Origin of the sequence: Sulfitobacter sp. SK011, assembly GCF_003352065.1 — a bacterium.
Lineage (GTDB): Bacteria > Pseudomonadota > Alphaproteobacteria > Rhodobacterales > Rhodobacteraceae > Sulfitobacter.
Genome location: NZ_CP025803.1, coordinates 1550940 through 1573411 on the forward strand (window position 1 = coordinate 1550940; position 22472 = coordinate 1573411).

The window sequence follows — 22472 nt, forward strand, 5'->3', positions numbered from 1 at the left end:
GAAAGGGATGATGCGGGCAATGTCTGGTTTGAGCCCAGAGTTACCAATGCTGCAAGACGCCTCAAGGTCTGTTGTTGGCAAGATGTGGAAAATCACCTGCAGAAATATAGAGCTCTTCTTCGGGGGTCGAGTGTCGCGAAAGAATGTCATTGCGATGAGGGTGCCTTCCGTATGTTGCAATGATCTTCTTCACCTTTTGATGTTGCGCCCGCAATCGTGGACCACTTTCGCAAAGTTGATCTGGGAGCTTTTAAATGACCAGTTCGACTGCATCATCCAGCTTATGCATCCGCGCCAAGTGATCTGGACCCTCGCAATGTGCAATCGCAATGTAAAAGAACATTATTTCCCACGGCTGGAGGCATCCAAAGTGCCCGTTTGCCATGCCTTCCAAAGCAAGTCGTGCGGCTTTGATGTCTTGCGCATATGCTGCGGGCGTGTTGCGCCACAACGAGCGCGAGAACTGATCCAAAGCAACTATTAGGGCGAGCCGCCCGCGAGCTGTGTCAGCCCAGTGAACGAGCAAGCCGGTTGCGGCGGCATGGGTGAGGTCGGCGAATCCGGAAATGATTGCATCATCCATCCCGCCTTGCATATGCCCCGACCAGAAAGCTGCATATGTCTCGGGCGCGTTTTGATGACCCGTGTCAGGAAACCAGAAATCGAGCACGTCAGTTGGTAAGAAACCCATGTGGGACGCATCATTTGTCATACCAAGCATTCAGAATTGCCGAGGATACTGGGACATCATTGCCATGAGGCCGACATCGCTTTGAATGGCCTCAGGATTGTGGGCCAACACTTCGCGCAGAAAAGCGCGCTCAGCATAGGCAGTTTCATGTTCTGGCGTGGCCTCGGTCGCGGGGTTGGCGAGTGCCGCGCGGAACATCGACTTCAGAGTGGGGAGTTTGAAAGCTGGGAATGTAAGTGTCATTGGTCGGTCCTCTCATTGGCGTTGAATTGAGCCTAAGGACGCATGAATTTTGCTGGTATCCGCGTTGACGTTGTGCTGTTCTACAAAAATGAAGAGCGTTTTTCAGAACCTTTCAGATGTGCGCGTTTTCCTTGCAGTAATGCGAGCCGGTTCCACCTTGGCGGCATCCAAGACGCTCGGGATGGCACAGCCCACTGTGGCAAGACGCATTGAAGCACTGGAACACGTGCTTAAGCTGGTTCTGTTTGAACGGAACACGCAAGGTTTTACAGCTACGCAAGACGCGCTGATGCTGTTGCCGAGCGCCGAGGCAGTTGAGAAAACGGCCAAAGAATTGGATGCGACGGCGGCCCGATTGGCGTCTTCCCAATCCCGAACCATTCGGATTACTGCAGTGACGGACGCATTCAATCCTCACCTGTCCGCAATCTTAAAAGGCTTTGTCGAGAGCTACGGGAGTATGAATTTCGAATTGATCCCAAGTGACGAGGCCATCGACATATCGGCAGGAAATGTCGACATCGCTATTAGATGGACAAACAAGGAAATCGAGGATCCGTCGTTGATTTGCCGGAATCTGGCCACCATTACGCATTCGTTGTTTGCGTCGAAGTCCTACGCGGCCAAATCTGATCTACCGCACTCAGAATCAGAAATGGATGGATATAAGTATCTGGTTTTTGGTGGAAATCTGGCCGTCCATCCGGTCAATAAGTGGCTGCTGAAGCGCATCAACCCGGATCAGATTGCGATGACTTGCCAAGACTTTAAGGCAATGAAAACCGCCATTCAAATGGGGGCCGGTATTGGAGTTCTCCCGACACGGTTCATGAACAGCGACGACACGCTCGTCCACTGTATTGAGTTGCCCGAAGACTTGGGATCGACCGTATGGCTGTTGGTGAATCCGTCCGCCTACCGCCGACCTGAGGTGAAGGCGTTCACAGCATATTTTGCGCCGCGATACAGTGCGCATTTGCGAAAAAACTAGGGGCAAATCCCCTAAAGCAGACCTACGTCCAAATACCATCAGCGGCAGCAAGGTCCGCGCAGCTGACATTGCTTGTCAAAAGCGACTATTGAGCTTTCCAACGTTACAGCTATTGACCAAAGACCGTATCAAATGCCCCGCGCAACGCCACATCCACATCATCCATCGTCACAGGCAACCCCAGATCAACCAATGACGTGACCCCGTGTTCGGTAATGCCGCATGGGATAATGCCGCCAAAATGGCTGAGGTCTGGTTCAACATTGATGCTGATGCCGTGAAAGCTGATCCATTTGCGCAGGCGAATGCCGATGGCCGCGATCTTGTCCTCTGCGACCGACCCATCGGCATTTCTCGGCTTTTCGGGCCGCTCGACCCAGACACCAACGCGACCCGAACGGATTTCACCGCGCACGTTGAATTGATCCAACGTGGCAATCACCCATTGCTCAAGCTGGCGAACAAAGCACCGCACGTCGCGTCCGCGCGCGGCAACATCAAGCATCACATAAACCACCCTCTGGCCCGGTCCGTGATAGGTGTACTGGCCGCCGCGCTTGGTCTCAAAGACGGGAAATCGGTCCGGGTCGGTCAGGTCCACAGGTTGCGCAGAGGTGCCAGCGGTATAAAGGGCAGGGTGCTCCACCAGCCAGATGCATTCATCTGCTTCGCCCGCTGCAATGGTCGCTGCGCGCGCCTCCATCCACGCCTCGGCTTCGCGATAATCGGTCAAGCCGTCGGTGATGATCCATTCTACCATGAGAGCGTCTTAACCGTACATAGGACTGGACGAAACCCGCTAATCGCTGTGCAGTACGCTGACTGACGGCGCGGGCATCAACATTGGTTTGTTCCGACAATACCCGGGAAGGACAAGGCCGTAACGCAGCCACCGACGTGCAATAAGCCGGCGCTTGGAAATGCAGACTTTGCCGCCCTTGTGGATCACGAGCAACCGATCATCGGTGCGCAGAACCCGAAACCGTTCCGGTGTTTGGATAAGGACCGCGCGGGTTGTAACGTCGAACCCTGGTATGTCGTTCACGTCGAGCGCAATGGTCCATCTGTACTCAATATTATACACAATGCCACGTGTCATCACTGCCAAACCCAGAAACAGGGCGATCAAAGCCAAGCGGGAAGGCCAGCTTGACCGGGAATAGGCTGAGACAGGGATGTTGATTTGCACGGTCACCTCCCGGTTGGGGGCGACCTTTGCAAATCAATATGGCATTTCTTGGATGTCAGGCGGCGTCTTTCTCGGCCAACACTTTTTGCAGCATCTGGGCATAGGTTTGCGCGCCTTGCGCCCCGGTCAGCAAATAGCGCCCGTCAAACACCATCGAGGGCACACCGGATATCCCCCGGGACGTCCAGAATTGCTGCCGCGCGCGGGTGTCTTCCGCCTGACTGCCCGAGGCCAGCACATCGCCAGCCTGCGCCGGGTCCAAGCCAACGGAAGCGGCAACCTTGACCAGCACATCCGTCTGCGACACATCTTTGCCATCGGTGAAATGCGCATCAAACAACGCCATCTTGAGCGGGTGTTGCAGCCCGTGTTCTTGCGCCCAATCCAACAGTTGATGTGCGGCAAAGGTGTTCACGATCCGGCTGTCTGGGGTGAAATTAAACTCAAAGCCCAGTTCGGCACCCAGGTCGGTCAGCATTTTACGGTTCTGCGCGGATTGTTCGCGTGTCTGGCCATATTTCTCAGCAATATGCGCGCTCAGGTTCTGACCCTCGGGGGGCATTGCAGGGTTCAATTCAAACGGATGCCAGCGGATATAGGCACCGGCACCGACCATGCCCAAGGCCTGTTCAAGCTGTTTGTAGCCCACAATGCACCAAGGGCACATGACATCCGATACAATGTCAATTTGAACAACCGGAGGCTCGGTTGGGGCCGGGGTATCGGACATGATGCAGGCTCCTGTTGGGTGGCAATATCTAAAAATCGGCACGATCGGGCGGTTTTTCAATCCCCAAGGCCTGTATTTAGGGCCAACAACGTTTTGGCCTGAAGCTATCTTGTGCTAGCATTTGGTCAATTAAGTGATTCATTTTTTTGGAGAGGGACTATGCATTTTAAAGTATTAACTGGGGCAATTTTGACTGCATCGCTTGCGATGACGCCCGCAGATCGGGCCGAAGCTGACGCAGGCGACTTTATCGCAGGCGCGATCATTGGCGGGGTCGTGGGGCACAGCATCAAGAACCAGCGCCGCACAACGACACGCAGCCGCACGGTAACCCGGAAAAAATCCACGCGGTCCAGCATCCCATCGACCCAGGAAGGTCGGAATATTCAGGCTTCCCTGAACTATTTTGGATTCAACGCAGGCGCTGTCGATGGTCAGTTGGGCCGTCAGACCCGCAACGCGGTGTCGCAATATCAGGCCTATTTGGGCTATCCGGTCACTGGCCAATTGTCTGCTTTTGAAAATAACCTGCTGATCTCAAGCTACAACCGCGCACAGGCGGGGGGGTATGCAGTACAACAGCAGGTCGCGTCGACACCGGATGGCACGCGCGGATTGCTGAAAACCTATCGCTCTGAAATGGCGGGTCATTCTCCTGCGGCTGCTGCACCGACAACAACCATTGTTGTCGCACCGCAAGCTGTTCCGCAGACAACGACACCGACGTTTGCGGCCACGGCTGCGGCGGCCGCACCTTTGGCAGGCGCTGCCACGTCAGCCGCTGCATCAACGACAGGGCTGCCAAACTTCCTCGGGGCGGGCACGCAAGCCTCACTTGCATCGCACTGCAACACGGTTTCTTTGATCACCAACACCAACGGCGGGTTCACCACTTTGGCGAGCATGTCAGACCCGAATGTGGCGCTGAACGAACAATTCTGCCTTGCGCGCACCTATGCGATTGCCAGATCCGAAGAATTGGTGGGCCAGATTCAAGGGTTCACCCCCGATCAGATCGCCACGCAATGCGCGGGCTTTGGTCCGGCGATGAAAGACAAGGTGGCGTCGCTGTCGCTGAAACCACGTGACGCAGTGGTGGCCGATGTGTCGTCCTTTGTGCTGTCCACCGGCATGTCGCCAGCACAGTTGCAAGGCACGGCCAAGATTTGTCTCGGCGTCGGATACCGCACCGATAACATGGACGTGGCCGTGGGGTCCGCATTGCTGCTTTATGCAATTGGCGAAGGGGTTTACGGCGAATTGATGGGGCACCATCTGTCGCAAGGGTTTGGTCCGGCCAAGCGCGTTGATATGGCCGCCAGCTGGTACGAGGCGGGCCTTGCCGCCGCTGATTCCGGGGCCGCCGCTGTGTTTGTCCCCGGACAGCCAGAGCGGACCGAACTGATCCGTCAGGCTTCATTGCGCAGCAGCGGTCTTCCTGCCGCTGGAACTTTGCCACAGGCGCAACCCGCCTCAAGCACAGGTTTGCCGACCTTTTCGATCAGCGAATAGGGCCGCATTCCAAGCCTTTCGCAAACGCCCCCGGTGCGCCATCGCACCGGGGGTTTTTTGTTGCCGATTGCCCCTTCACAACGCCCGCGACTTTGGCTAAACGGCTTCTCACCATCCATGGCGTGCGGTCGTGGCGGAATGGTAGACGCGCAGCGTTGAGGTCGCTGTGGGGTAACACCCGTGAGAGTTCGAGTCTCTCCGACCGCACCATTTTAAAATCGCTACCCTTCAAGTAGTCTAACGCCTTGAAGGGTAAGGTAGTATTTGGAGTTCGAACACCTTGAATTCGATCATATTCCATTGGGCTGGCAAAAACGAGCCTAAGGACCACTCGCTTCAGTGTGCAACTCGCTTTCTCCCATATTTTATAAGGGCTTGATAGAAACTGCACGGCGAGTTCGAACATTTCGTCGAATGAACGCTCTGGGAAGGTTATTCTATCAATTTCCGCCTCGGTTTTTGCCTTTTCGGACTGTAAATCGGTTACCTTGGCTTCATACGCGATCGCGATGGAGTCGCTTTGGGTTTGAGCAGCACGGTTAAGAACGTTCGAACTCTCTTTTTCAAGTTGAGCGACGCGCTGCTTCAGTCTGTTGGCTTCCTGTTTGGCCCACGTCCCCCTCCGATCCCAAGCATCGCGAAACACCCTCTCAGCAACTTCGTACGTAGCAGCCGATGGCTCAATTGACTGCAAAAGCGCTTCAAAGTGACCTTCAAGCCGGTCACGAGGAATGGACTTCCCTTTCTCTAAACATGATCGATACTGGCAGAGGTAATACGGATAACGAACTCCGGTACCACTTCGAGACCAACAAGAGGTCAGTTTTCTTCCGCAACTCGAACATTTTACAAAGCCCCGTAAAGGGAATTCCAAGTCGATGTCTTTCCTTGCGGGAGCGACAGCGGAGGAGCTGAGACGGTCTTGGTTGATCAAATAGGTTTCGTAGGAGATGAGCGGTTCAAGCACGGCCTTGGTCATTGGATGTCAATGATAATCCTCTGCTAACTTTAAGCAATGATCGCCTCCCTGAGGCGGCCAGAGAGGAAGCAGATACATTCTTGGACGTTATAGATCCGACCGTGAGGAATGTTGAAGTTGTTCGATCCGCTCGGACTAGTGTTGGATATTTGGCATTTACCCACAATCTGTATGAAATCAACATACTGGAGCATGAAAGGGACATCGACCAAGACGTCCGGGCTTTTGGCCGAATCACGGATATTGATGGTTTCTTGCTCTTTGTCGCTGAAGTCTTCATCAGCAAAATAGATGACAACTCAAAGTATTTTGAAATTTGCAGACTGCAGAGCGGGGGAGCTAGGGCATTCTACGCTATGTTGTTGCGATGGAAGTTAGAACACCTGCCTTTAAGCCAAATGGTTGATCGCTTTGTTGCATACTGGAATGAAGTAGGGGGTACAATTTTCGTGGGAAGGTGGGGTGATTACACTCAAGATAATGATTTTTTTCCCAGATATGTTGTCTGGAGTGATAAGAGTGATGCTGAGAAAGCAAATCTGGCCATCGTAAGGATTAAGGACGAGCAAGATTTTATTGAAAGTGCCCTATCCAAGTATGTTGATTTAGCAGGCGACTTGGATGTAATTGATGAAACTCTGTACCTAAATTTGAAGTATGGCACATCGGACGACTTAGAAATTGAGCTGATAAGGGCTGGCTTCAACGGAGTTCTAGCCAAGCACCTCTTGCAGAATTACTCTACGTTTGTCGAATTTTTTTCCGGCGAGCATGCTGAGTTTCTATTTCATGAAGGAATATTGGATGAAATGCGCAGCAACAGTGAAAACGAAATTTCCATATTCGAGGTGAAGTTGATGGCTGGGCTGTAAGTCCCTCACCGTTGTTGGTTTTGCAAGTCACCCTTTTCTGGCGTTGGCCAAGATCGAAGATCGGCTTCCCAGCGTTTAAGTTCCGTGAAAAGGTGGTTCGAAGTTTCTCCCTTTAGGTGCACCACTTTCTATTGGCCTACCGCCTTCGGTCGCTTGAGGCCTGGTTGGTTCGAGGTTTCTCCTCTCATCCGCACCACAGGATGTCAGCGCCAAAGTGTCCTGCGTTTTCACAATCGTTTGAGCAATTCCCCGACACTTATCCGTTCAGATGGTGTCATATGACATAGATCGCCGCATTTTGTATTCACAATGCTCCGCGACAGCAAGACACTCATTGCAGCAGATCGGCGCTTCAAGGTATGATCCCCGCAAAAGGCCGTCTGCTCGACAGATAAGGTCATGCCGCTATATCCGGTGTATGGTGTGAGTTGGGGGGCCTTGAGTGGTGCAATTGGCAGTAGGATGGCACAAGGTGCTTTGGACGGCCCGCGCGCTTGTTGTCGGTGTCGTGCTACTTGCGGCTGGCATGGCTGCTGCCGCCGATCTCAAGATCAGAGGCATTCCCGAAGACACAGACCTTTATAAGACCCTTGCGGGCGGATCATTGTTGGTTGAACAAACCGCCGAGGACGCAACACCAACCCCGCAAGAGGTCGTAGCCGCCGCACAGGCTGATTATGGGCGTCTGCTGGCGGTGCTGTATGATCAGGGATATTTCGGGCCGGTCATCAAGATTACGCTCGATGGTGTCGACGCGGCGGCAATTCCACCGGTCAATCCGCCACGTCAGATCAGGCAGGCGGTGATCGCCATTGAGCCGGGACCCCTGTTTCGGTTCGGTGCTACCAGAATTGCACCGCTGGCACCGGGCACGGAATTGCCCGAAGGGTTTGCCACCGGCCAGACCGCTGGCCTAGGCGTGCTCAAGGCAACCGTCGCCAGCGGGATCAGCGGCTGGCGCGATCAGGGCCACGCCATGGCAGCCCTTGCTGATCAGAAGCTCACCGCGCGCCATCAGGACCGGGTGATCAGCGCCGATTTACGCCTGGCACCGGGACCAAGGCTGCGTTTTGGTCCTTTGACCGTTACGGGCAACCGCGACGTCCGCACCGAGCGGATCATTGAAATTGCAGGCTTGCCCACGGGTACTGTGTTTTCGCCCGATGAGCTTCGGCGCGCGCAGGCGCGATTGCGGCGCGCGGGGGCCTTTAATGCCGCCGCCCTGATTGAAGCGGACAAGATCGGTCCGAATGACACCTTGCCCATCACCGCACAGATCGTCGAAAGCCCCCCCCGTCGGCTTGGTTTTGGTGCTGAGGTATCCACCACCGAGGGGCTGACGCTGAGCTCGTTCTGGCTGCACCGAAATTTGCTGGGCGGGGCTGAACGATTGCGCATTGAGGCCGAGATCAAGGGAATCGGGGGCAGCACCGGCGGCACCGACTATTCGCTTGGTGCGCGCTTTGAGCGGCCTGCGACGTTCAACGCGGATACTGATTTTTATGCACTGGCCAAGCTGGCGCAACTCGACGAGGTCAACTTCTTTTCCCGCCAGTTGGATCTGGAAGCGGGTATCGAGCGGATTGCCAATGAAAGCCGGACCTATACCTTGGGTGTCGGTCTGCGCCGTGCCGAGACGCGGGATGCCTTTGGCACCAATAAGTACACGTTGCTGACGCTGCCGCTGAGTGTCGAATTTGATTATCGTGACAAGACGTTGGATGCCACTTCAGGGTATTACGCCAAGGTGGCGCTGACACCGTTTCTGGCACTTTCGGGTGCCGACAACGGGGTGCGCACATTTATTGACGTGCGTGGCTACAAGACATTTGGCACAGAACGCCCCGTGACCTTTGCCTTGCGCGGGCAATTGGGGTCCGTCTATGGCCCTCAGCTTTCTCAGGCACCGGCGGATTATCTGTTCTATTCCGGTGGCGGTGGCACTGTGCGCGGGCAACCCTATCAATCCCTTGGCGTCAACTTGGGTGGCGGTAACGTGGTGGGCGGGCGCAGTTTTCTGGGTCTCTCTGCCGAAGCACGGCTGAAGATGACAGATAAGATTGGCATCGTCGGCTTTGTCGACGCAGGCTATATTGGGGCTGAACAATTCTATGACGGTTCGGGTCAGGTTCACTCCGGTGCCGGGCTTGGTTTGCGTTATGCAACCGGGATCGGACCCATTCGTCTGGATGTCGGGGTGCCGACATCCGGGCCCGCAACCGGCGAGAATTTCCAAGTCTACATTGGCATAGGGCAGTCATTCTAATGCGGATCCTGCGCCATCTCATCGCGCCCCTTCTGGCCATTCTGATGTCCTTTACGCTGGCCCACGCTCAGGATGACGACAAGGGGTTTCTGACCAACGCCATTCAGGACGCGCTCAGCGGGGCAGGGCGCAGCGTCAGCATTGACGGCTTTTCCGGCGCGCTCAGTTCAAGAGCGTCCTTTGACCGCATGACGATATCGGACAAGGACGGGACGTGGTTGACGCTTGAGGATGTGCTGCTTGACTGGAACCGCTCAGCGCTGTTGCGGGGCCGGCTTGAGGTGCAAAGCCTGACGGCCAAACGCCTCGATGTGCCACGCCTGCCAGTGCCGGAGGCCGATCCGCTGCCCGATGCGGAGGCAAAACCGTTCAGCCTGCCGGATTTGCCCGTTTCCATCGAAGTGGCTGACTTTTCGGTGGACGAAATAAACCTTGGTGCAGCTGTGTTGGGGGAAGAAGCGCAACTGGCAATCAAAGCGAACGCGCGGTTGACCGATGACGTGGGCGACCTGGATTTTGTCGCCAAGCGCACAGACGCAAAACGCGGTGAGTTCGAAATTAAGGCGAATTTCAAGCGATCCGACAACATATTGGAATTGCTTCTGAAACTGGCCGAAGAGGAAAAAGGCATCGCCGCCCGATTGCTCAACATCCCTGATCAACCGTCAGTGGACATGACCATCGCAGGCAAGGGGCCATTGGATGACTTCGCCAGCGACGTAAAAATTGCCACAGACGGTCAGGAACGTCTGGCAGGGACAATCACTCTGGGCGCGCAAACACCGCGCCGGGCGTCCGATACCCCCGACCGGCGCATCCAGGCCGACATTGGCGGTGACATCACGGCCCTTCTTGCCCCCCGGTACCGCGAATTTTTTGGCACCAATGTGCAATTGACCCTTGATGCCCTGCGCGAAAGCAATGGTGCTATCGAGGTCAGCGCATTCACGCTGGACGCCCAAGCCGCCAATCTTGCGGGCAAGGTGAACCTGAACGCAGAAAACTGGCCCACGTTCATTGATATCACTGGTGCCATCGCGAACCCTGATGGCACACCGATCTTGCTGCCTGTCTCGGGCGAGGGAACCAAAGTGGCGCGGGTTGATCTGCGGGTCGCATATGACGCCGCCGAGGGCGAGGTTTTTGACGCAGGATTCAACATCACCGATCTGTACACATCCGGCATTCAGATCGAAAAGACCAAGCTTGAATTGCTGGGCACCTTGCAGGGCAATCTTGGATCTGTGGGCCAGTTTCTCGGAGACATGACATTTGATGCGGCGGGCCTCAGCCTTGCCGACAAAGCCAGCGCCGAGGCGATTGGCGATGCAATCACCGGCAAGGCCAATATCAATTACATCGAAGGTCAGCCGATCCGCATCAGTGATCTGGATCTGTCCGGGGCTGATTATGGGCTCAAGGGCAAAGCGGTGATCAATGGTCTGGAAAGCGGATTATTGACACGTCTGGACATGGCACTGAGCGCGGCAGACCTGAGCCGGTTTTCCGCACTTGCGGGGCGCGAGATTGATGGCAGCACGGAACTGGCTCTTAAAGGGACCGTGACCCCGCTTGGCGGGCAGTTTGACCTTATGGCCACCGGCACTGCACAAGACATCCAGACTGGCATCGCGCAGGCAGATGCGGTCCTGACGGGTCTGACTGAACTGAGTGTCGAGGCGCAGCGCAATGAAAACGGTACGTTCATGCGCGATCTGGTGTTGGAGAACGCCGCCCTCAGCCTGACCGGCAATGCAGAGTTGCGCACCGACGACAGCACGGTTCAGGCGGACTTCAAGCTTAACGATCTGTCACTGGTGGTGCCGCAATATGACGGCCCCGTGACGGTCAGCGCAACCGCGACCCAAGACACCCGCGGCTGGTCCGTGGATGCGATCACGGATGGGCCATATGGTACCGCACTGACCGCCAAGGGGCTGGCGACAGGGCCGAATGCGGCGCTGACTTTCACGGCAGATGTGCCAGACGTCAAACCCTTTGCGGAACAGATCGACGGCCCGGTAAAAGCCAAAGGTACCCTGCGGCAAAGCCCAAAAGGGTGGCTCATTGATACCGATGCTACCGGGCCATATGACGTGCGCGCCGCCGTTCAGGGGCTGGTCACGCCGATGATTGATGTCACCTTTGATGTGGCGATGCCCGACCTCAACCCACTGGTGCCACAGGTGAACGGACCACTGAATGCCACAGGTAAACTGCGCCAGACGGAAAAAGGGTTCTTTATTGATACCAACGCCACCGGGCCATACGGCGCGCGCGCCCTGGTTGAGGGGTTGGCCACCGGCCCGGACATGTCGCTGACCTTTGATGTGAATGTGCCGAACGTGAACCCGCTGGTACCGGGGGTTTCTGGCCCGCTTGCAGCAACAGGGGTGGTGCGCCAAACGCCGGATGGCATTGCGATTGATACCAATGCGACCGGGCCTTATTCCGCGCGTGCCTCTGTTCAGGGGATTGTCACCGGCCCTGAGGCGGCTGTCGATTTTGACGTCGCACTGCCCAATATCGGAGCGTTGGTCGAAAAGGTATCAGGCCCGCTTAACGTCACCGGATCAGCGCACAAACAGGGGGATGCCTGGCGGCTGGACACGAATGCAACCGGCCCTTCCGGCACTCAGGCCACGATTGCCGGGCTGGTGAATGGCAATGGCACGCTGGATCTGGATGTGGCAGGAACAGCGCCTTTGGGGCTCAGCAAGCCGTTTATCGCACCGCGGGATCTGCAGGGGCAGGCGCGGTTCGATCTTGCGATCAATGGACCTGCCCAACTGTCATCGGTGACCGGCACGATCCAGACCTCTGATGCCACTCTCAGCGCACCAAACCTGCGCATCGCGATGCGGAATATGGTTGCCGATGTGCGTCTGGCCAACAACCGCGCGCAATTGGATGTGACGGCAGACGCGATCAATGGCGGGCGTCTGGCGATCGGCGGTGGCATCACGCTGACACCGTCCCTGCCAGCGGATATTCAGATCGGGCTGCAAAACATTGTCCTGATTGACCCCAAACTTTACCGAACCTCCATAAATGGCAACCTGCGACTTGCCGGTCCCCTGACGGGCGGTGCCCTGATCAGCGGACAGGTCGATGTGGGGGAAACCAACGTCAATGTCCCTTCCACAGGGTTGACCAGCATCGGAGATATCCCGCCAATTACACATGTGGGCGCGCGACCCGGCGTGATCGAGACCCGCAATAAGGCCGGACTAGAAGGTGCTGCCGCCGGGGATGATCCGGCCAATGGGTCGACAGGGCCGGGCTTTGGCCTGAACCTGCGGATCAGTGCGCCGAACCGCATATTTGTGCGTGGTCGTGGGCTGGATGCAGAATTGGGTGGCGCGCTGAACCTGACCGGCAGCACCAACCGCATGATTTCAGCGGGGCGGTTTTCGCTGATCCGCGGGCGGCTCGATATTCTGGGCAAACGGTTTGATCTGGTCGAGGGATCGGTACAGTTTCAGGGCGATCTGATCCCCTATTTGCGGTTCGTTTCGTCCACCACCACCAGAACCGGCGAAGTGCGCGTTGTTGTCGAAGGTCCGGCAGACGCGCCGGAGGTCAAATTTGAATCCACCCCCGAAGCGCCGCAGGACGAAGTGCTGGCACAGTTGCTGTTTGGCCGCAACATCAGCGATATTTCCGCGTTTCAGGCCCTGCAATTGGCAAGTGCGGTTGCAACCCTTGCCGGACGCGGCGGCAGCGGCATCATATCAAACCTGCGCGACGGATTTGGGTTGGATGACTTTGACGTCACCACCACAGATGACGGCGCGACAGCGGTGCGGGCGGGCAAATACCTGTCTGAAAATGTCTATACCGATGTGACAGCGGCATCGGATGGAACGGGCGAAGTGTCACTTAACCTCGACATCACGCCCAACCTCAAAGGCAAGGCAACGTTGGGGTCTGACGGAAACAGCAGTCTTGGGATATTCTTTGAGAAAGATTATTGAGCGACGGCAACCGGGTTTTGCTTAGCCTTCTTCGCTGAAAACGCCGTAGCGCCCTTGATCAAACATCAGTCCCGGACCTGACTTTTGCCGTTCGGCGGCTTGTCTGACGTGGCCCAGGATCAGGGAATGATCGCCGGCCGTGTGCACCGCATAGGTGTCGCAATGAAAGGTCGCAAGGCACCCGCGCAACGTCGGTGCGCCGCCAAAGCCTTCGAACCAGTCACAGTGATCGAAGCCGTGGCCTTGCGTGGCAAAGTGATCCGCAAGCGCGCGCTGCTCTGCACCCAGAACATGGATACAAAAGCACGCCGCAGTCGCAAATGCATCATGCCGTTTCGATGTGATCGCGGGCGACCAAAGCACCAGCGGCGGATCAAGCGACACGGATGAAAATGAATTGGCCGTTATGCCCAATGGCCCGGCTGCGGTTTGGGTGGTGACCACCGTGACACCTGTCCCATACCGCCCAAAGGCGCTGCGCAATTGCTGTGCGGTGTCGCCATTTGGCTGAAAGGATTTCATGTCATCGCTCATGGTCGGCAGCGGTGCCACGGCAGCACGCAATTGTCCAGAACGGGCGATGCCGCTGGCCGCGTCTTTCTCAAGGAGCTCGACATGTTTCATGCGAGAACTCTGAACCATCAACAGGACCGTAAATCGGCGTGATTGTGGCCAATTTGCGAAACATTACATGTGCACCCCAAAAAAAGGGCACCATAAGAGGTGCCCTTTTTGCGTCAACTGGGGCCAATAGTCCTAAGCCCATGCCAAGTCTGCGCTTATTTGTTCATCCGGTTCTCGATCAGGTCATCAACCACAGACGGATCCGCGAGTGTTGACGTATCCCCCAGCGCACCAAAATCGTTTTCGGCAATCTTGCGCAGAATTCGACGCATGATCTTGCCCGAGCGGGTTTTGGGCAAGCCCGGTGCCCATTGGATCAGGTCGGGCGACGCAATCGGCCCGATCTCGGTGCGGACCCAATTGCGCAGTTCCGTGCGCAACTCATCGCTGGGTTCCTGACCGCCCATCAAGGTGACATAGCAATAGATGCCCTGGCCCTTGATTTTATGTGGATATCCGACAACCGCACTTTCCGCGACCTTGGGATGTGCGACCAAAGCACTTTCGACCTCGGCGGTGCCCATGCGGTGACCCGAGACATTGATCACATCGTCGACCCGCCCGGTGATCCAGTAATCGCCATCGGCGTCCCGTTTGCAGCCGTCACCGGTGAAGTAATAGCCTTTGTAATCCGCGAAATACGTCTTTTCAAACCGATCGTGATCGCCCCAGACGCTGCGCATCTGACCCGGCCAGCTGTCCGCGATGCACAAAACCCCTTCGGCTGGATTGCCGGTGATCTCTTCGCCTGATGTGGGTTCCAGTATCACCGGTTTGATGCCAAAAAACGGCTTCATCGCCGCCCCCGGTTTCATCGCATGGGCACCGGGCAGGGGGGTCATCAGGTGGCCACCGGTTTCGGTCTGCCACCAGGTGTCCACAATCGGGCACCGCCCGCCGCCGACAATTTCGTTGTACCAATTCCAGGCTTCGGGGTTGATCGGCTCGCCCACGGTGCCCAGCACCTTGATGCTGCTCAGGTCACATCCGGTGACAAAGCTGTTGCCCTGACCCATTAGCGCGCGAATGGCGGTGGGGGCGGTGTAAAACTGGTTCACCTTGTGCTTTTCACAGACCTGCCAGAACCGCGAGGCGTCAGGGTAGGTCGGCACCCCTTCGAACATCAGCGTCGTGGCCCCGTTGGCGAGCGGCCCATAAACGATATAGCTGTGTCCAGTGACCCAGCCGACATCCGCCGTGCACCAATAGACGTCACCATCATGATAATCAAAGGTGATTTCATGGGTCATGGCCGCGTAGACCAGATAGCCGCCCGTGGTGTGCACGACACCTTTGGGCTGCCCGGTTGAGCCTGAGGTATAGAGGATGAACAAGGGGTCTTCGGCATTCATCGCCTCGGGATCGCAGGTGTCTGCGGCATCTTTTGCCAGCGCGTTGTAATCGTGGTCGCGGCCCTCGACCCAAGTGGTCTGACCGCCTGTGCGCTTGACCACCAAGCATTTCACGCTGTCAATGCAGTGCAAGAGTGCCTGATCCGCGTTCGCCTTGAGCGGCGTCGCCTTGCCGCCGCGAGGCGCATAATCAGCGGTAATCACGACTTTGGCTTCTGATCCGTTCACACGTGCGGCCAGAGCATCGGGCGAGAAACCTGCAAACACAATCGAATGGATTGCCCCGATGCGCGCGCAGGCCAGCATCGCATAGGCGGCCTCGGGGATCATCGGCATATAGATGATCACCCGGTCGCCTTTGCCCACGCCCATATCGCGCAGGATGTTGGCCATCTTGCAGGTTTGTGCATGCAATTCTTTGTAGGTGATGTGTTTGGCACCATCCTCAGGGCTGTCCGGTTCCCAGATGATCGCGGTCTGGTCGCCACGGGTCGCCAGATGGCGGTCGATGCAATTGGCGCTGACGTTCAACTGCCCATCCGCGTACCAGTTGATCTTGACCTGTCCGAGGGTGAAATCCACGTCCTTGACCTCGGTGAAGGGTTTCATCCAGTCCACGCGCCCGGCCTGATCACGCCAGAACCCGTCAGGGTCTTTGATCGACGCATCATACATCTGGGCATAGCGGTCCGCATTCACATGCGCCCCCTTGGCCATGGCATCCGATGGCGGATAGGTCTTTGCTGTGTCGGACATGAATGTTCCCTCCCTTGGTGGTGCTGTCGTGATCTGCACAAGATGGCCTTTGACCACATGCGCTTCCTCCTACGCGCGATCATAACGCGGATTGAAAAGAAGGGAATAAGCAACTGGTTTGCAATGGTTTCGCTGTAAATCTTTTTCCGGAATTGGAGGAATTTTGTAAAGTTCTGCAGATGAATTGCCAAAACCTCTGTTTTCCAAATGGATTGAGAGTCAATGTGGTTGCCGCAGCAACGGAAAATGCCCATTCGCAATAGGGCGCTAACGCCAGATGCGCCAAAAAACAAAAGGACACAGACCATGACCCGCCCCCAGGCCACCGCAACCCAGATGATCGACGATGCCCGCGTGCGCGTCACCCGCTTTGACTTTGCCCCCGGAGCAGAAACCGGATGGCATGAGCATGGCATGGACTATGTGATTACAACGCTGACCGATTGCACAATGGTGCTGGAAGAGCCGGGCGGCACCACGCGGACGGTCGATGTTGCGGCGGGCACCAGCTATCGCCGCGAAAAGGGCGTGAACCACAATGTGGTCAATGGTGGGGATGCGGCCATGTCCTTTGTCGAAGTCGAACTTAAATAGCACGTCCAAGGGGTTGGCAGGGTGCATTCCCCACGCTAGCTTGATCGCAAGCGCGCCTGCCACTGGCGCGCACAAAGGGAGAAAAATCAATGACCAAGTATTTGAGCGGCGCAGCAGTCTGCGCCCTAAGCTTCGCATTTGTGACCGAAGCTGCAGCGACCGAATGGAATGTATCCGTCTGGGGCAAACGCCGCGCGTTTACCGAGCATGTCGAGAAGATTGCTGAGCTGGTGTCTGAAAAAACGGGTGGTGAATTCACCATGAACGTCAGCTATGGCGGGTTGTCGAAGAACCGCGAGAACCTTGATGGTATTTCCATCGGGGCATTCGAAATGGCGCAGTTCTGTGCTGGGTATCACGCGGATAAGAACCGGGTTGTCACCGTGCTGGAGCTGCCGTTCCTTGGGGTTGAGAACCTTGAGCAGGAGCGCGCCGTGTCCAAGGCCGTTTATGCCCATCCGGCCGCCGCAGAGGAAATGGCGCAGTGGAATGCCAAGCTGCTGATGACATCCCCGATGCCGCAGTACAATCTGGTTGGCACCGGTGCCCCCCGCAAGACACTTGAAGACTTTAAAGGTATGCGGGTGCGGGCCACAGGTGGTCTTGGCAAAGCGTTCGAGGCTGTAGGCGCTGTGCCGACATCTGTGACCGCTACTGAAGCCTATCAGGCCATGGAATCCGGTGTTGTTGACACCGTTGCCTTTGCTCAACATGCGCATCTGTCGTTTGGCACGATCAATCAGGCGACATGGTGGACGGCCAACCTGAACCCCGGCACCGTGAATTGCCCGGTTGTGGTCAACATCGACGCCTATGAGGCGCTCAGCGATGCAGAGCGTGAGGCGCTTGATAGCTCCGTTGATGAGGCGCTGGATCACTATCTGGCCAACTATGGTGAGCTGCTTAAGAAATGGGACAGCGTGCTGGCAGAAAAGGGTGTCGAAAAAGTCGAGATCGACCCTGCCGTGATCGAAGAGTTCAAGGCCCTCGCCGCTGCACCAGCGCGTGATGCGTGGATTGCAGATATGGAAGCGCAGGGTCTGCCGGGTCAGGAACTCTATGATCTGGTCGTTTCAACGCTGGCAGATGCCAAAGCCGGCGGGAGCTAAATCCGTTACCGGGGGGCATTGGCCCGCCAAACGGCAATATGATTGGCAAGGTGGGCCTTGCGGCCCACCTTGCGCCGTTTTTGACAAATCACGCGCGGTCGCGATTTGTCAAAAACGGCGATAAACGTCGGATAGGGGGACATATGGCCGGATCAGCGGCAGTGCTGGAAGACTCCAGCCTACTCAGCAAACTTGACCGCGCGCTCTTACCGCTTGAACGGTTCTGCGCGCTGTTATCGGGCCTCGCGATTTTCTCGCTTATGTTTCTGGCCGCTTATTCTGTCACTGGGCGCAAGTTTTTTTCTTCGCCCATGGCAGGCTACGTGGATTACATCGAAGCGGCCATGCCGATCATCGCAATCATGGGCGTGTCTTATGTGCAGCGTGACGGCAGCCATATCCGCATGGACATGTTGGTAAACGCACTCAAAGGCCGGGTGCTTTGGCTATTCGAATTGATCTCTGTCCTGCTGATGTTGCTGCTGATCGTGGCTTTGACATGGGGGGCCTGGGAACATTTTGATCGCTCCTTTGATTGCGCGCGGCCCCTATGCAGCCGTGATTCATCCATCGACATCGGGATCCCTATCTGGCCGTCAAAGCTGGTGGTGCCTGTCGCCTTTGGCATTCTGGTGCTGCGGCTCGTGTTGCAGGCCTGGGGCTATGCCCGGGCGCTGATCCTGGGGCTGGAAAACCCTGTTGCTGTGCCCCTGTCACTAAGCATCGCCGAACAGGCGATGGCGGAAGCGGCCATACTAGAGGACGATGCGTGATGGATCCCATTGAGATTGGCCTGTGGGTATCAGGTGGTATGCTGGTGTTTGTTCTGCTGGGCATGCGGGTTGCGTTTGCGGCGGCGATGGCGGGATTTGTCGGACTGGTCTGGCTGCGCTGGAACGGGTTTGACTATGATCCGGCGCGGTTCTGGAAGGCGGTCGAAATCAGCGTTAAGATTGCAGGGCTTACGCCGCATTCCAAGGTGTCTGCGCAGGTTCTCAGCCTGATCCCCGTGTTCATCATGATCGGCTATCTGGCCTATTACGCCAAGCTGACGACGGCGCTTTTTGAGGCCTGCAAACGTTGGTTTGCATGGGTCCCGGGGGGGCTCGCGGTTTCAACGGTGTTTGCCACGGCGGGGTTTGCTGCTGTTTCAGGTGCGTCTGTTGCCACGGCGGCGGTGTTTGCGCGTATTGCCATCCCGGAGATGCTGAAGGTTGGGTATAACAAGCAATTTGCGGCGGGCGTTGTCGCGGCGGGCGGCACGCTGGCTTCGCTCATTCCACCCTCGGCGATACTGGTGATTTACGCCATCATCGTTGAGCAGGACGTGGGCAAATTGTTGCTGGCCGGGTTTATCCCCGGTGCATTTTCAGCGGTTGTTTACGCCGCCCTGATCATCGGGATTGCGATGATCTGGAAGAATGTCGGCCCACCGGTCACCGGGTTCAGCTGGCGCGAGCGGTTCGAAAGCCTGCCCCCCGCATTGCCCATCGTGGCGGTGGTCGTGATCATCATCTTTTTTGTCTACAACCCTTTTGGCGATGCCTGGGGCACGCCGACCGAAGGGGGGGCCGTTGGCGCGTTTATCGTGTTCCTGATGGCACTCTACAAGGGCATGCGCTGGGGCCAGCTGAAAGAGGCGCTGCTGGAAACTGCCAAGCTGACGGTGATGATCTTTACCATCATCTGGGGCGTTCTGATCTATGTCCGGTTTTTGGGTTTCGCCGAGTTGCCAGATGCCTTTGCTGACTGGATCACCTCGTTGAACACGTCCCCCATGTTGATCCTGATCTGTATCCTGCTGGCCTATGCGGTGTTGGGTATGTTCATGGATGCGATCGGTATGCTGCTGTTGACGCTGCCTGTGGTCTACCCTGCCGTTATGGCGTTGAACGGTGGCGAAAACGTCGCAGCGGCGGATGCGGCATTTGGCATGTCGGGCCCGATGTGCGCGATCTGGTTTGGGATTTTGGTGGTCAAGATGGCCGAGTTCTGTTTGATCACCCCGCCCATCGGCCTCAACTGTTTTGTTGTGGCCGGGGTGCGCGATGACCTGACCGTACAGGACGTGTTCAAAGGGGTGGCCCCGTTCTTTGTCGCGGATGCCGTGACCATTGCGCTGTTGGTGTCGTTTCCGGGGATTGTTTTGTGGCTGCCGTCACTCGCTGGCTGAGGCACCAGCGCCTGCGCGGTTTTCCTCGACCTTTTCGGTGTAGTCGATGTTCTCGCCTGACAGGAAATTCCCGATGGTGCGCAGCGGTTCAAAGTTTTCGCAGATGACTTTGAAGACCACCAGAAATGGCACCGCGACAAGCGCGCCCGGGATGCCCCAGAGCCACCCCCAGAACACCACTGTCAAAAAGACCGCGACCGTGTTCAGGGCCAACCGCCGACCAACCAGCCAAGGGGTGACAAACTGTCCCTCAACAGCGGTCAGGATTTGGTACCCGAGAGGGGCCAAAAGCGCATAGCCGATGGAATCAAACGTCACGATAGAGAAGGCGGCAACCAATGCCGACCCGACAAAGCCGCCGATGTAAGGCAGAAAGTTCAGCAGAAACGCAGCGACACCCCAGATATAGGCATTGGGCATGCCAAGTGCCGTCAGATAAAGCCCGACGCACAGACCAAGGCCCGCGTTGATCAGCGTGATCGTCAGCAGATAGTGCGACACCCGCCGTTCAATGTTGTGCACGGTGGAGAGCGCGCGTTTTTTGCCAGTCAACGTTGGCATCGCCTGCACCAGCTTGAGGTAAAACAGCTCGCCTGACCCCAAAAGCAACATCGCCAGAACCACCGTGACGGCAAATGTCGTACCGATCTGGGCCAATGTATCAAAGGCCGTGTCCAGCAAACTGGGCTGTTTGACAATCACCTCGGTTGCGGGGTTGTCATTGTTGCCCATATTTTCGACATCTTCCGTGACCTCGCGCATGCTTTCGACGGCATCTGACATGCCGCGCATCTTTTGCTGGATTTCGGCAGTCATGCTTGGGATCTCGTCACTCCACAATGCCACGGTACCAGCCGACCCCAACACGACTGTGAGCACCGCCAAAGCGGTCATTGTCACCAAAAGGACGGCGCTGACGGCATGGGGCACACCCACTCTGGCCATCCCACGGGCCAGCGGGCTGAGCGTCAGCGCCAGCAGAAACCCGAGCAAAATGGGCAAGATCAGATCGCGGGCGAAATAGGCTGTGACGAACAAGGCGAGCAGGACAAGGATTTGGAGCGAACGGCGGATCGAGGGAATGTCGTCCAAGAGGGGTCTCCGATGATGTGATGTGCGGCAGTCATGCAAGAACGCATCAGGTGCAGAAAGGTTCACGTAATCTTGACCGCGTTATGACATATTTTTTATATTTTGTACGCCACAATCAGCCGCACGAAGCCGCGCGACCCGAACTTTTCCTACCTCTGCGTGTTCAATGGGGCGAATGACCCATGGCGATCATCATGTGATGCTGCTGATGGTGCGCGCCGATGGTCATCAACCCGAAAAACCCAAGCCCTGTTACCTGGGCTATCTCGTCCACAGATGAAAGCTGAAGAACCATCTTTACCCCGCCCACCTGCTTTTCCGTCATGACAGGCCAGTTGGTGGTCTGCTGCAACATGGGGCCATGCGCCAGAACCATACGCTGAATGGATGCGGCCACGCTTGCATCGCCAGAGATGTCGAAAGTGACGGTCAAGTCGGTCACGGTGGTGTCCACCGTCGCCTTCATCGTCACATTGTCCATGTCAACAAGATGCGCGCGCAGGGCGTCAACATCGACCCGCTGCCAATCGGTGTCAGGATTGTTGCGCAGTGATGCGACGATCTCGGCGATGGCAGCGAACTGGGACTGGCCGGTTTCCAGGATCTGATTGCCGTGGTTTGCATGTTGGGCCATGGCATTGGTTGCCATGAACACCATTGTTGCAGTGAGAAGACCAAAGTTCATCGAACACTCCTGATTTTTGAAAGAGGGTACCCAATTCAAAGGGCTCGACATATGATCTCGATCATATGCAAGTTGATCCCTTCAGCGATCTGCCTCCTGATGCCAGCCGCGCCACCAAGATGCAGCTTGGTGACGTGCTCTTTCGGCAAGATCAGGAAACGTCCGGGCTTTACCGGGTTATTTCTGGCTGTGTCACCCTCAGAAGAACAAGTCTGGATGGGGATACGCTGACCTTGCATCGGGCGGTGCGCGGTGGGTATTTTGCCGAAGCGTCGATATTCTCGGACAGATATCACTGTGATGCCGTCTGCACAGCAGCGGGCAGCGTTCTGAAAATTTCAAAAGATGACGTCATCGCAAAAATGCGCTCGAGCCCTGCGTTCAGTGAAGGGGTCACGCGACTGCTTGCCGTTCAGGTACAGCACTACCGCGCCCATATCGAAATTCTGGCCATCCGCTCTGCCAATGAAAGGGTCATGGCGGCTGTTCAGGCAGGGTATCTGAAATCTACGATCGCCGAGTTTGCCAGCCGCATCAACCTCACGCATGAAGCCTGCTACCGTGCATTACGGGCTTTGTGTGACGCGGGAAGAATGGTTCAGGTTGGCCGGGGCCGGTACGCGTTGGCGTGACAGAC

The 22472-nt window shown here is 56.6% G+C and carries 18 protein-coding genes, 1 tRNA gene and 2 pseudogenes; 11 read left to right on the forward strand and 10 right to left on the reverse strand.

Annotation, left to right across the window (positions count from 1 at the left end; genetic code table 11):
• Positions 1-61 precede the first annotated feature (61 nt).
• Positions 62-721, reverse strand: a pseudogene (locus C1J02_RS07640) (DUF924 family protein).
• Positions 722-934 carry a hypothetical protein gene (locus tag C1J02_RS20820; protein WP_162798267.1) on the reverse strand — a complete coding sequence of 71 codons (213 nt, stop codon included), beginning with the start codon at positions 932-934 and terminating at the stop codon, positions 722-724.
• 49 nt (positions 935-983) lie between these two features.
• Here C1J02_RS20820 and C1J02_RS07645 point away from each other — a divergent pair, with 49 nt between their 5' ends.
• Entirely contained in the window at positions 984-1925 is a 942-nt protein-coding gene (locus C1J02_RS07645) for a LysR family transcriptional regulator (protein WP_162798268.1), read from the forward strand.
• Positions 1926-2034: 109 nt separating this feature from the next.
• Here C1J02_RS07645 and lipB read toward each other — a convergent pair whose 3' ends face one another.
• Genes lipB through C1J02_RS07660 form a run of 3 tightly spaced genes read right to left on the reverse strand, consistent with a single transcriptional unit; the run spans position 2035 to position 3844 of the window.
• Positions 2035-2685: a lipoyl(octanoyl) transferase LipB gene (gene lipB / locus C1J02_RS07650; protein ID WP_114878038.1), complete on the reverse strand. Its 651-nt coding sequence runs from the start codon at positions 2683-2685 to the stop codon at positions 2035-2037.
• A 39-nt stretch (positions 2686-2724) separates the two neighbouring features.
• Positions 2725-3114: a hypothetical protein gene (locus C1J02_RS07655; RefSeq protein ID WP_162798269.1), complete on the reverse strand. Its 390-nt coding sequence runs from the start codon at positions 3112-3114 to the stop codon at positions 2725-2727.
• A gap of 55 nt (positions 3115-3169) precedes the next feature.
• Positions 3170-3844, reverse strand: coding sequence for a DsbA family oxidoreductase (locus C1J02_RS07660; protein WP_114878040.1), 675 nt, complete (start codon positions 3842-3844; stop codon positions 3170-3172).
• Between the two features lie 159 nt (positions 3845-4003).
• On the opposite strand from C1J02_RS07660, the gene C1J02_RS07665 reads away from it, so the two are divergent.
• Complete coding sequence (locus C1J02_RS07665; protein WP_114878041.1) at positions 4004-5356, forward strand: peptidoglycan-binding domain-containing protein; 1353 nt, start codon at positions 4004-4006, stop codon at positions 5354-5356.
• A gap of 124 nt (positions 5357-5480) precedes the next feature.
• Positions 5481-5566: transfer RNA gene (locus C1J02_RS07670), tRNA-Leu, on the forward strand.
• 493 nt (positions 5567-6059) lie between these two features.
• Here the strand turns inward: C1J02_RS07670 and C1J02_RS21275 are convergent.
• Positions 6060-6335: pseudogene (locus tag C1J02_RS21275) on the reverse strand (zinc ribbon domain-containing protein); the annotation flags it as partial.
• On the opposite strand from C1J02_RS21275, the gene C1J02_RS07680 reads away from it, so the two are divergent.
• The 3 genes from C1J02_RS07680 to C1J02_RS07690 all read left to right on the forward strand — a co-directional run bounded on the left by C1J02_RS07680 (position 6335) and on the right by C1J02_RS07690 (position 13450).
• Positions 6335-7207 (forward strand): hypothetical protein, encoded by an 873-nt coding sequence (locus C1J02_RS07680; protein ID WP_114878042.1) that lies wholly within the window; start codon positions 6335-6337, stop codon positions 7205-7207. The pseudogene C1J02_RS21275 and the gene C1J02_RS07680 sit on opposite strands and share 1 nt — an antisense overlap.
• Positions 7208-7652: 445 nt before the next feature.
• Positions 7653-9473 carry an autotransporter assembly complex family protein gene (locus tag C1J02_RS07685; protein ID WP_254693238.1) on the forward strand — a complete coding sequence of 607 codons (1821 nt, stop codon included), beginning with the start codon at positions 7653-7655 and terminating at the stop codon, positions 9471-9473.
• Positions 9473-13450: a translocation/assembly module TamB domain-containing protein gene (locus tag C1J02_RS07690; RefSeq protein ID WP_114878043.1), complete on the forward strand. Its 3978-nt coding sequence runs from the start codon at positions 9473-9475 to the stop codon at positions 13448-13450. Before C1J02_RS07685 ends, C1J02_RS07690 begins: the two co-directional genes overlap by 1 nt.
• A gap of 21 nt (positions 13451-13471) precedes the next feature.
• Here C1J02_RS07690 and C1J02_RS07695 read toward each other — a convergent pair whose 3' ends face one another.
• Together C1J02_RS07695 and acs are read right to left on the reverse strand one after the other, a co-directional pair.
• Complete coding sequence (locus C1J02_RS07695) at positions 13472-14074, reverse strand: flavin reductase family protein (RefSeq protein ID WP_368073775.1); 603 nt, start codon at positions 14072-14074, stop codon at positions 13472-13474.
• Between the two features lie 155 nt (positions 14075-14229).
• Positions 14230-16182, reverse strand: coding sequence for an acetate--CoA ligase (gene acs, locus C1J02_RS07700; protein WP_114880454.1), 1953 nt, complete (start codon positions 16180-16182; stop codon positions 14230-14232).
• 306 nt (positions 16183-16488) lie between these two features.
• On the opposite strand from acs, the gene C1J02_RS07705 reads away from it, so the two are divergent.
• The 4 genes from C1J02_RS07705 to C1J02_RS07720 all read left to right on the forward strand — a co-directional run bounded on the left by C1J02_RS07705 (position 16489) and on the right by C1J02_RS07720 (position 20058).
• Positions 16489-16776 (forward strand): cupin domain-containing protein, encoded by a 288-nt coding sequence (locus C1J02_RS07705; RefSeq protein ID WP_114880455.1) that lies wholly within the window; start codon positions 16489-16491, stop codon positions 16774-16776.
• A gap of 89 nt (positions 16777-16865) precedes the next feature.
• A complete protein-coding gene (locus C1J02_RS07710) occupies positions 16866-17885 on the forward strand; it encodes a C4-dicarboxylate TRAP transporter substrate-binding protein (protein WP_114878044.1) in 1020 nt (339 codons plus the stop codon).
• 143 nt (positions 17886-18028) lie between these two features.
• On the forward strand, positions 18029-18658 hold the full coding sequence (locus tag C1J02_RS07715) for a TRAP transporter small permease subunit (RefSeq protein WP_114880456.1): 630 nt from the start codon (positions 18029-18031) through the stop codon (positions 18656-18658).
• Positions 18658-20058, forward strand: coding sequence for a TRAP transporter large permease (locus C1J02_RS07720; protein ID WP_114878045.1), 1401 nt, complete (start codon positions 18658-18660; stop codon positions 20056-20058). The genes C1J02_RS07715 and C1J02_RS07720 overlap by 1 nt, the downstream gene beginning before the upstream one ends.
• Here C1J02_RS07720 and C1J02_RS07725 read toward each other — a convergent pair.
• Both C1J02_RS07725 and C1J02_RS07730 read right to left on the reverse strand, forming a co-directional pair.
• Positions 20044-21150 carry an AI-2E family transporter gene (locus tag C1J02_RS07725; RefSeq protein ID WP_114878046.1) on the reverse strand — a complete coding sequence of 369 codons (1107 nt, stop codon included), beginning with the start codon at positions 21148-21150 and terminating at the stop codon, positions 20044-20046. The genes C1J02_RS07720 and C1J02_RS07725 overlap by 15 nt on opposite strands.
• A gap of 163 nt (positions 21151-21313) precedes the next feature.
• Entirely contained in the window at positions 21314-21835 is a 522-nt protein-coding gene (locus C1J02_RS07730) for a hypothetical protein (protein WP_254693239.1), read from the reverse strand.
• Positions 21836-21900: 65 nt separating this feature from the next.
• On the opposite strand from C1J02_RS07730, the gene C1J02_RS07735 reads away from it, so the two are divergent.
• Positions 21901-22467: a Crp/Fnr family transcriptional regulator gene (locus C1J02_RS07735; RefSeq protein WP_114878047.1), complete on the forward strand. Its 567-nt coding sequence runs from the start codon at positions 21901-21903 to the stop codon at positions 22465-22467.
• Positions 22468-22472: the final 5 nt, after the last annotated feature.

Coding starts and splice junctions, on each gene's coding strand:
- lipB (WP_114878038.1), bottom strand. CDS start 2,685: ATGGTAGAATGGATCATCACCGACGGCTTGACCGATTATCGCGAAGCC.
- C1J02_RS07720 (WP_114878045.1), top strand. CDS start 18,658: ATGGATCCCATTGAGATTGGCCTGTGGGTATCAGGTGGTATGCTGGTG.
- C1J02_RS20820 (WP_162798267.1), bottom strand. CDS start 934: ATGACACTTACATTCCCAGCTTTCAAACTCCCCACTCTGAAGTCGATG.
- C1J02_RS07665 (WP_114878041.1), top strand. CDS start 4,004: ATGCATTTTAAAGTATTAACTGGGGCAATTTTGACTGCATCGCTTGCG.
- C1J02_RS07710 (WP_114878044.1), top strand. CDS start 16,866: ATGACCAAGTATTTGAGCGGCGCAGCAGTCTGCGCCCTAAGCTTCGCA.
- C1J02_RS07715 (WP_114880456.1), top strand. CDS start 18,029: ATGGCCGGATCAGCGGCAGTGCTGGAAGACTCCAGCCTACTCAGCAAA.
- C1J02_RS07735 (WP_114878047.1), top strand. CDS start 21,901: ATGCAAGTTGATCCCTTCAGCGATCTGCCTCCTGATGCCAGCCGCGCC.
- C1J02_RS07705 (WP_114880455.1), top strand. CDS start 16,489: ATGACCCGCCCCCAGGCCACCGCAACCCAGATGATCGACGATGCCCGC.
- C1J02_RS07660 (WP_114878040.1), bottom strand. CDS start 3,844: ATGTCCGATACCCCGGCCCCAACCGAGCCTCCGGTTGTTCAAATTGAC.
- C1J02_RS07690 (WP_114878043.1), top strand. CDS start 9,473: ATGCGGATCCTGCGCCATCTCATCGCGCCCCTTCTGGCCATTCTGATG.
- acs (WP_114880454.1), bottom strand. CDS start 16,182: ATGTCCGACACAGCAAAGACCTATCCGCCATCGGATGCCATGGCCAAG.
- C1J02_RS07730 (WP_254693239.1), bottom strand. CDS start 21,835: ATGAACTTTGGTCTTCTCACTGCAACAATGGTGTTCATGGCAACCAAT.
- C1J02_RS07695 (WP_368073775.1), bottom strand. CDS start 14,074: ATGAAACATGTCGAGCTCCTTGAGAAAGACGCGGCCAGCGGCATCGCC.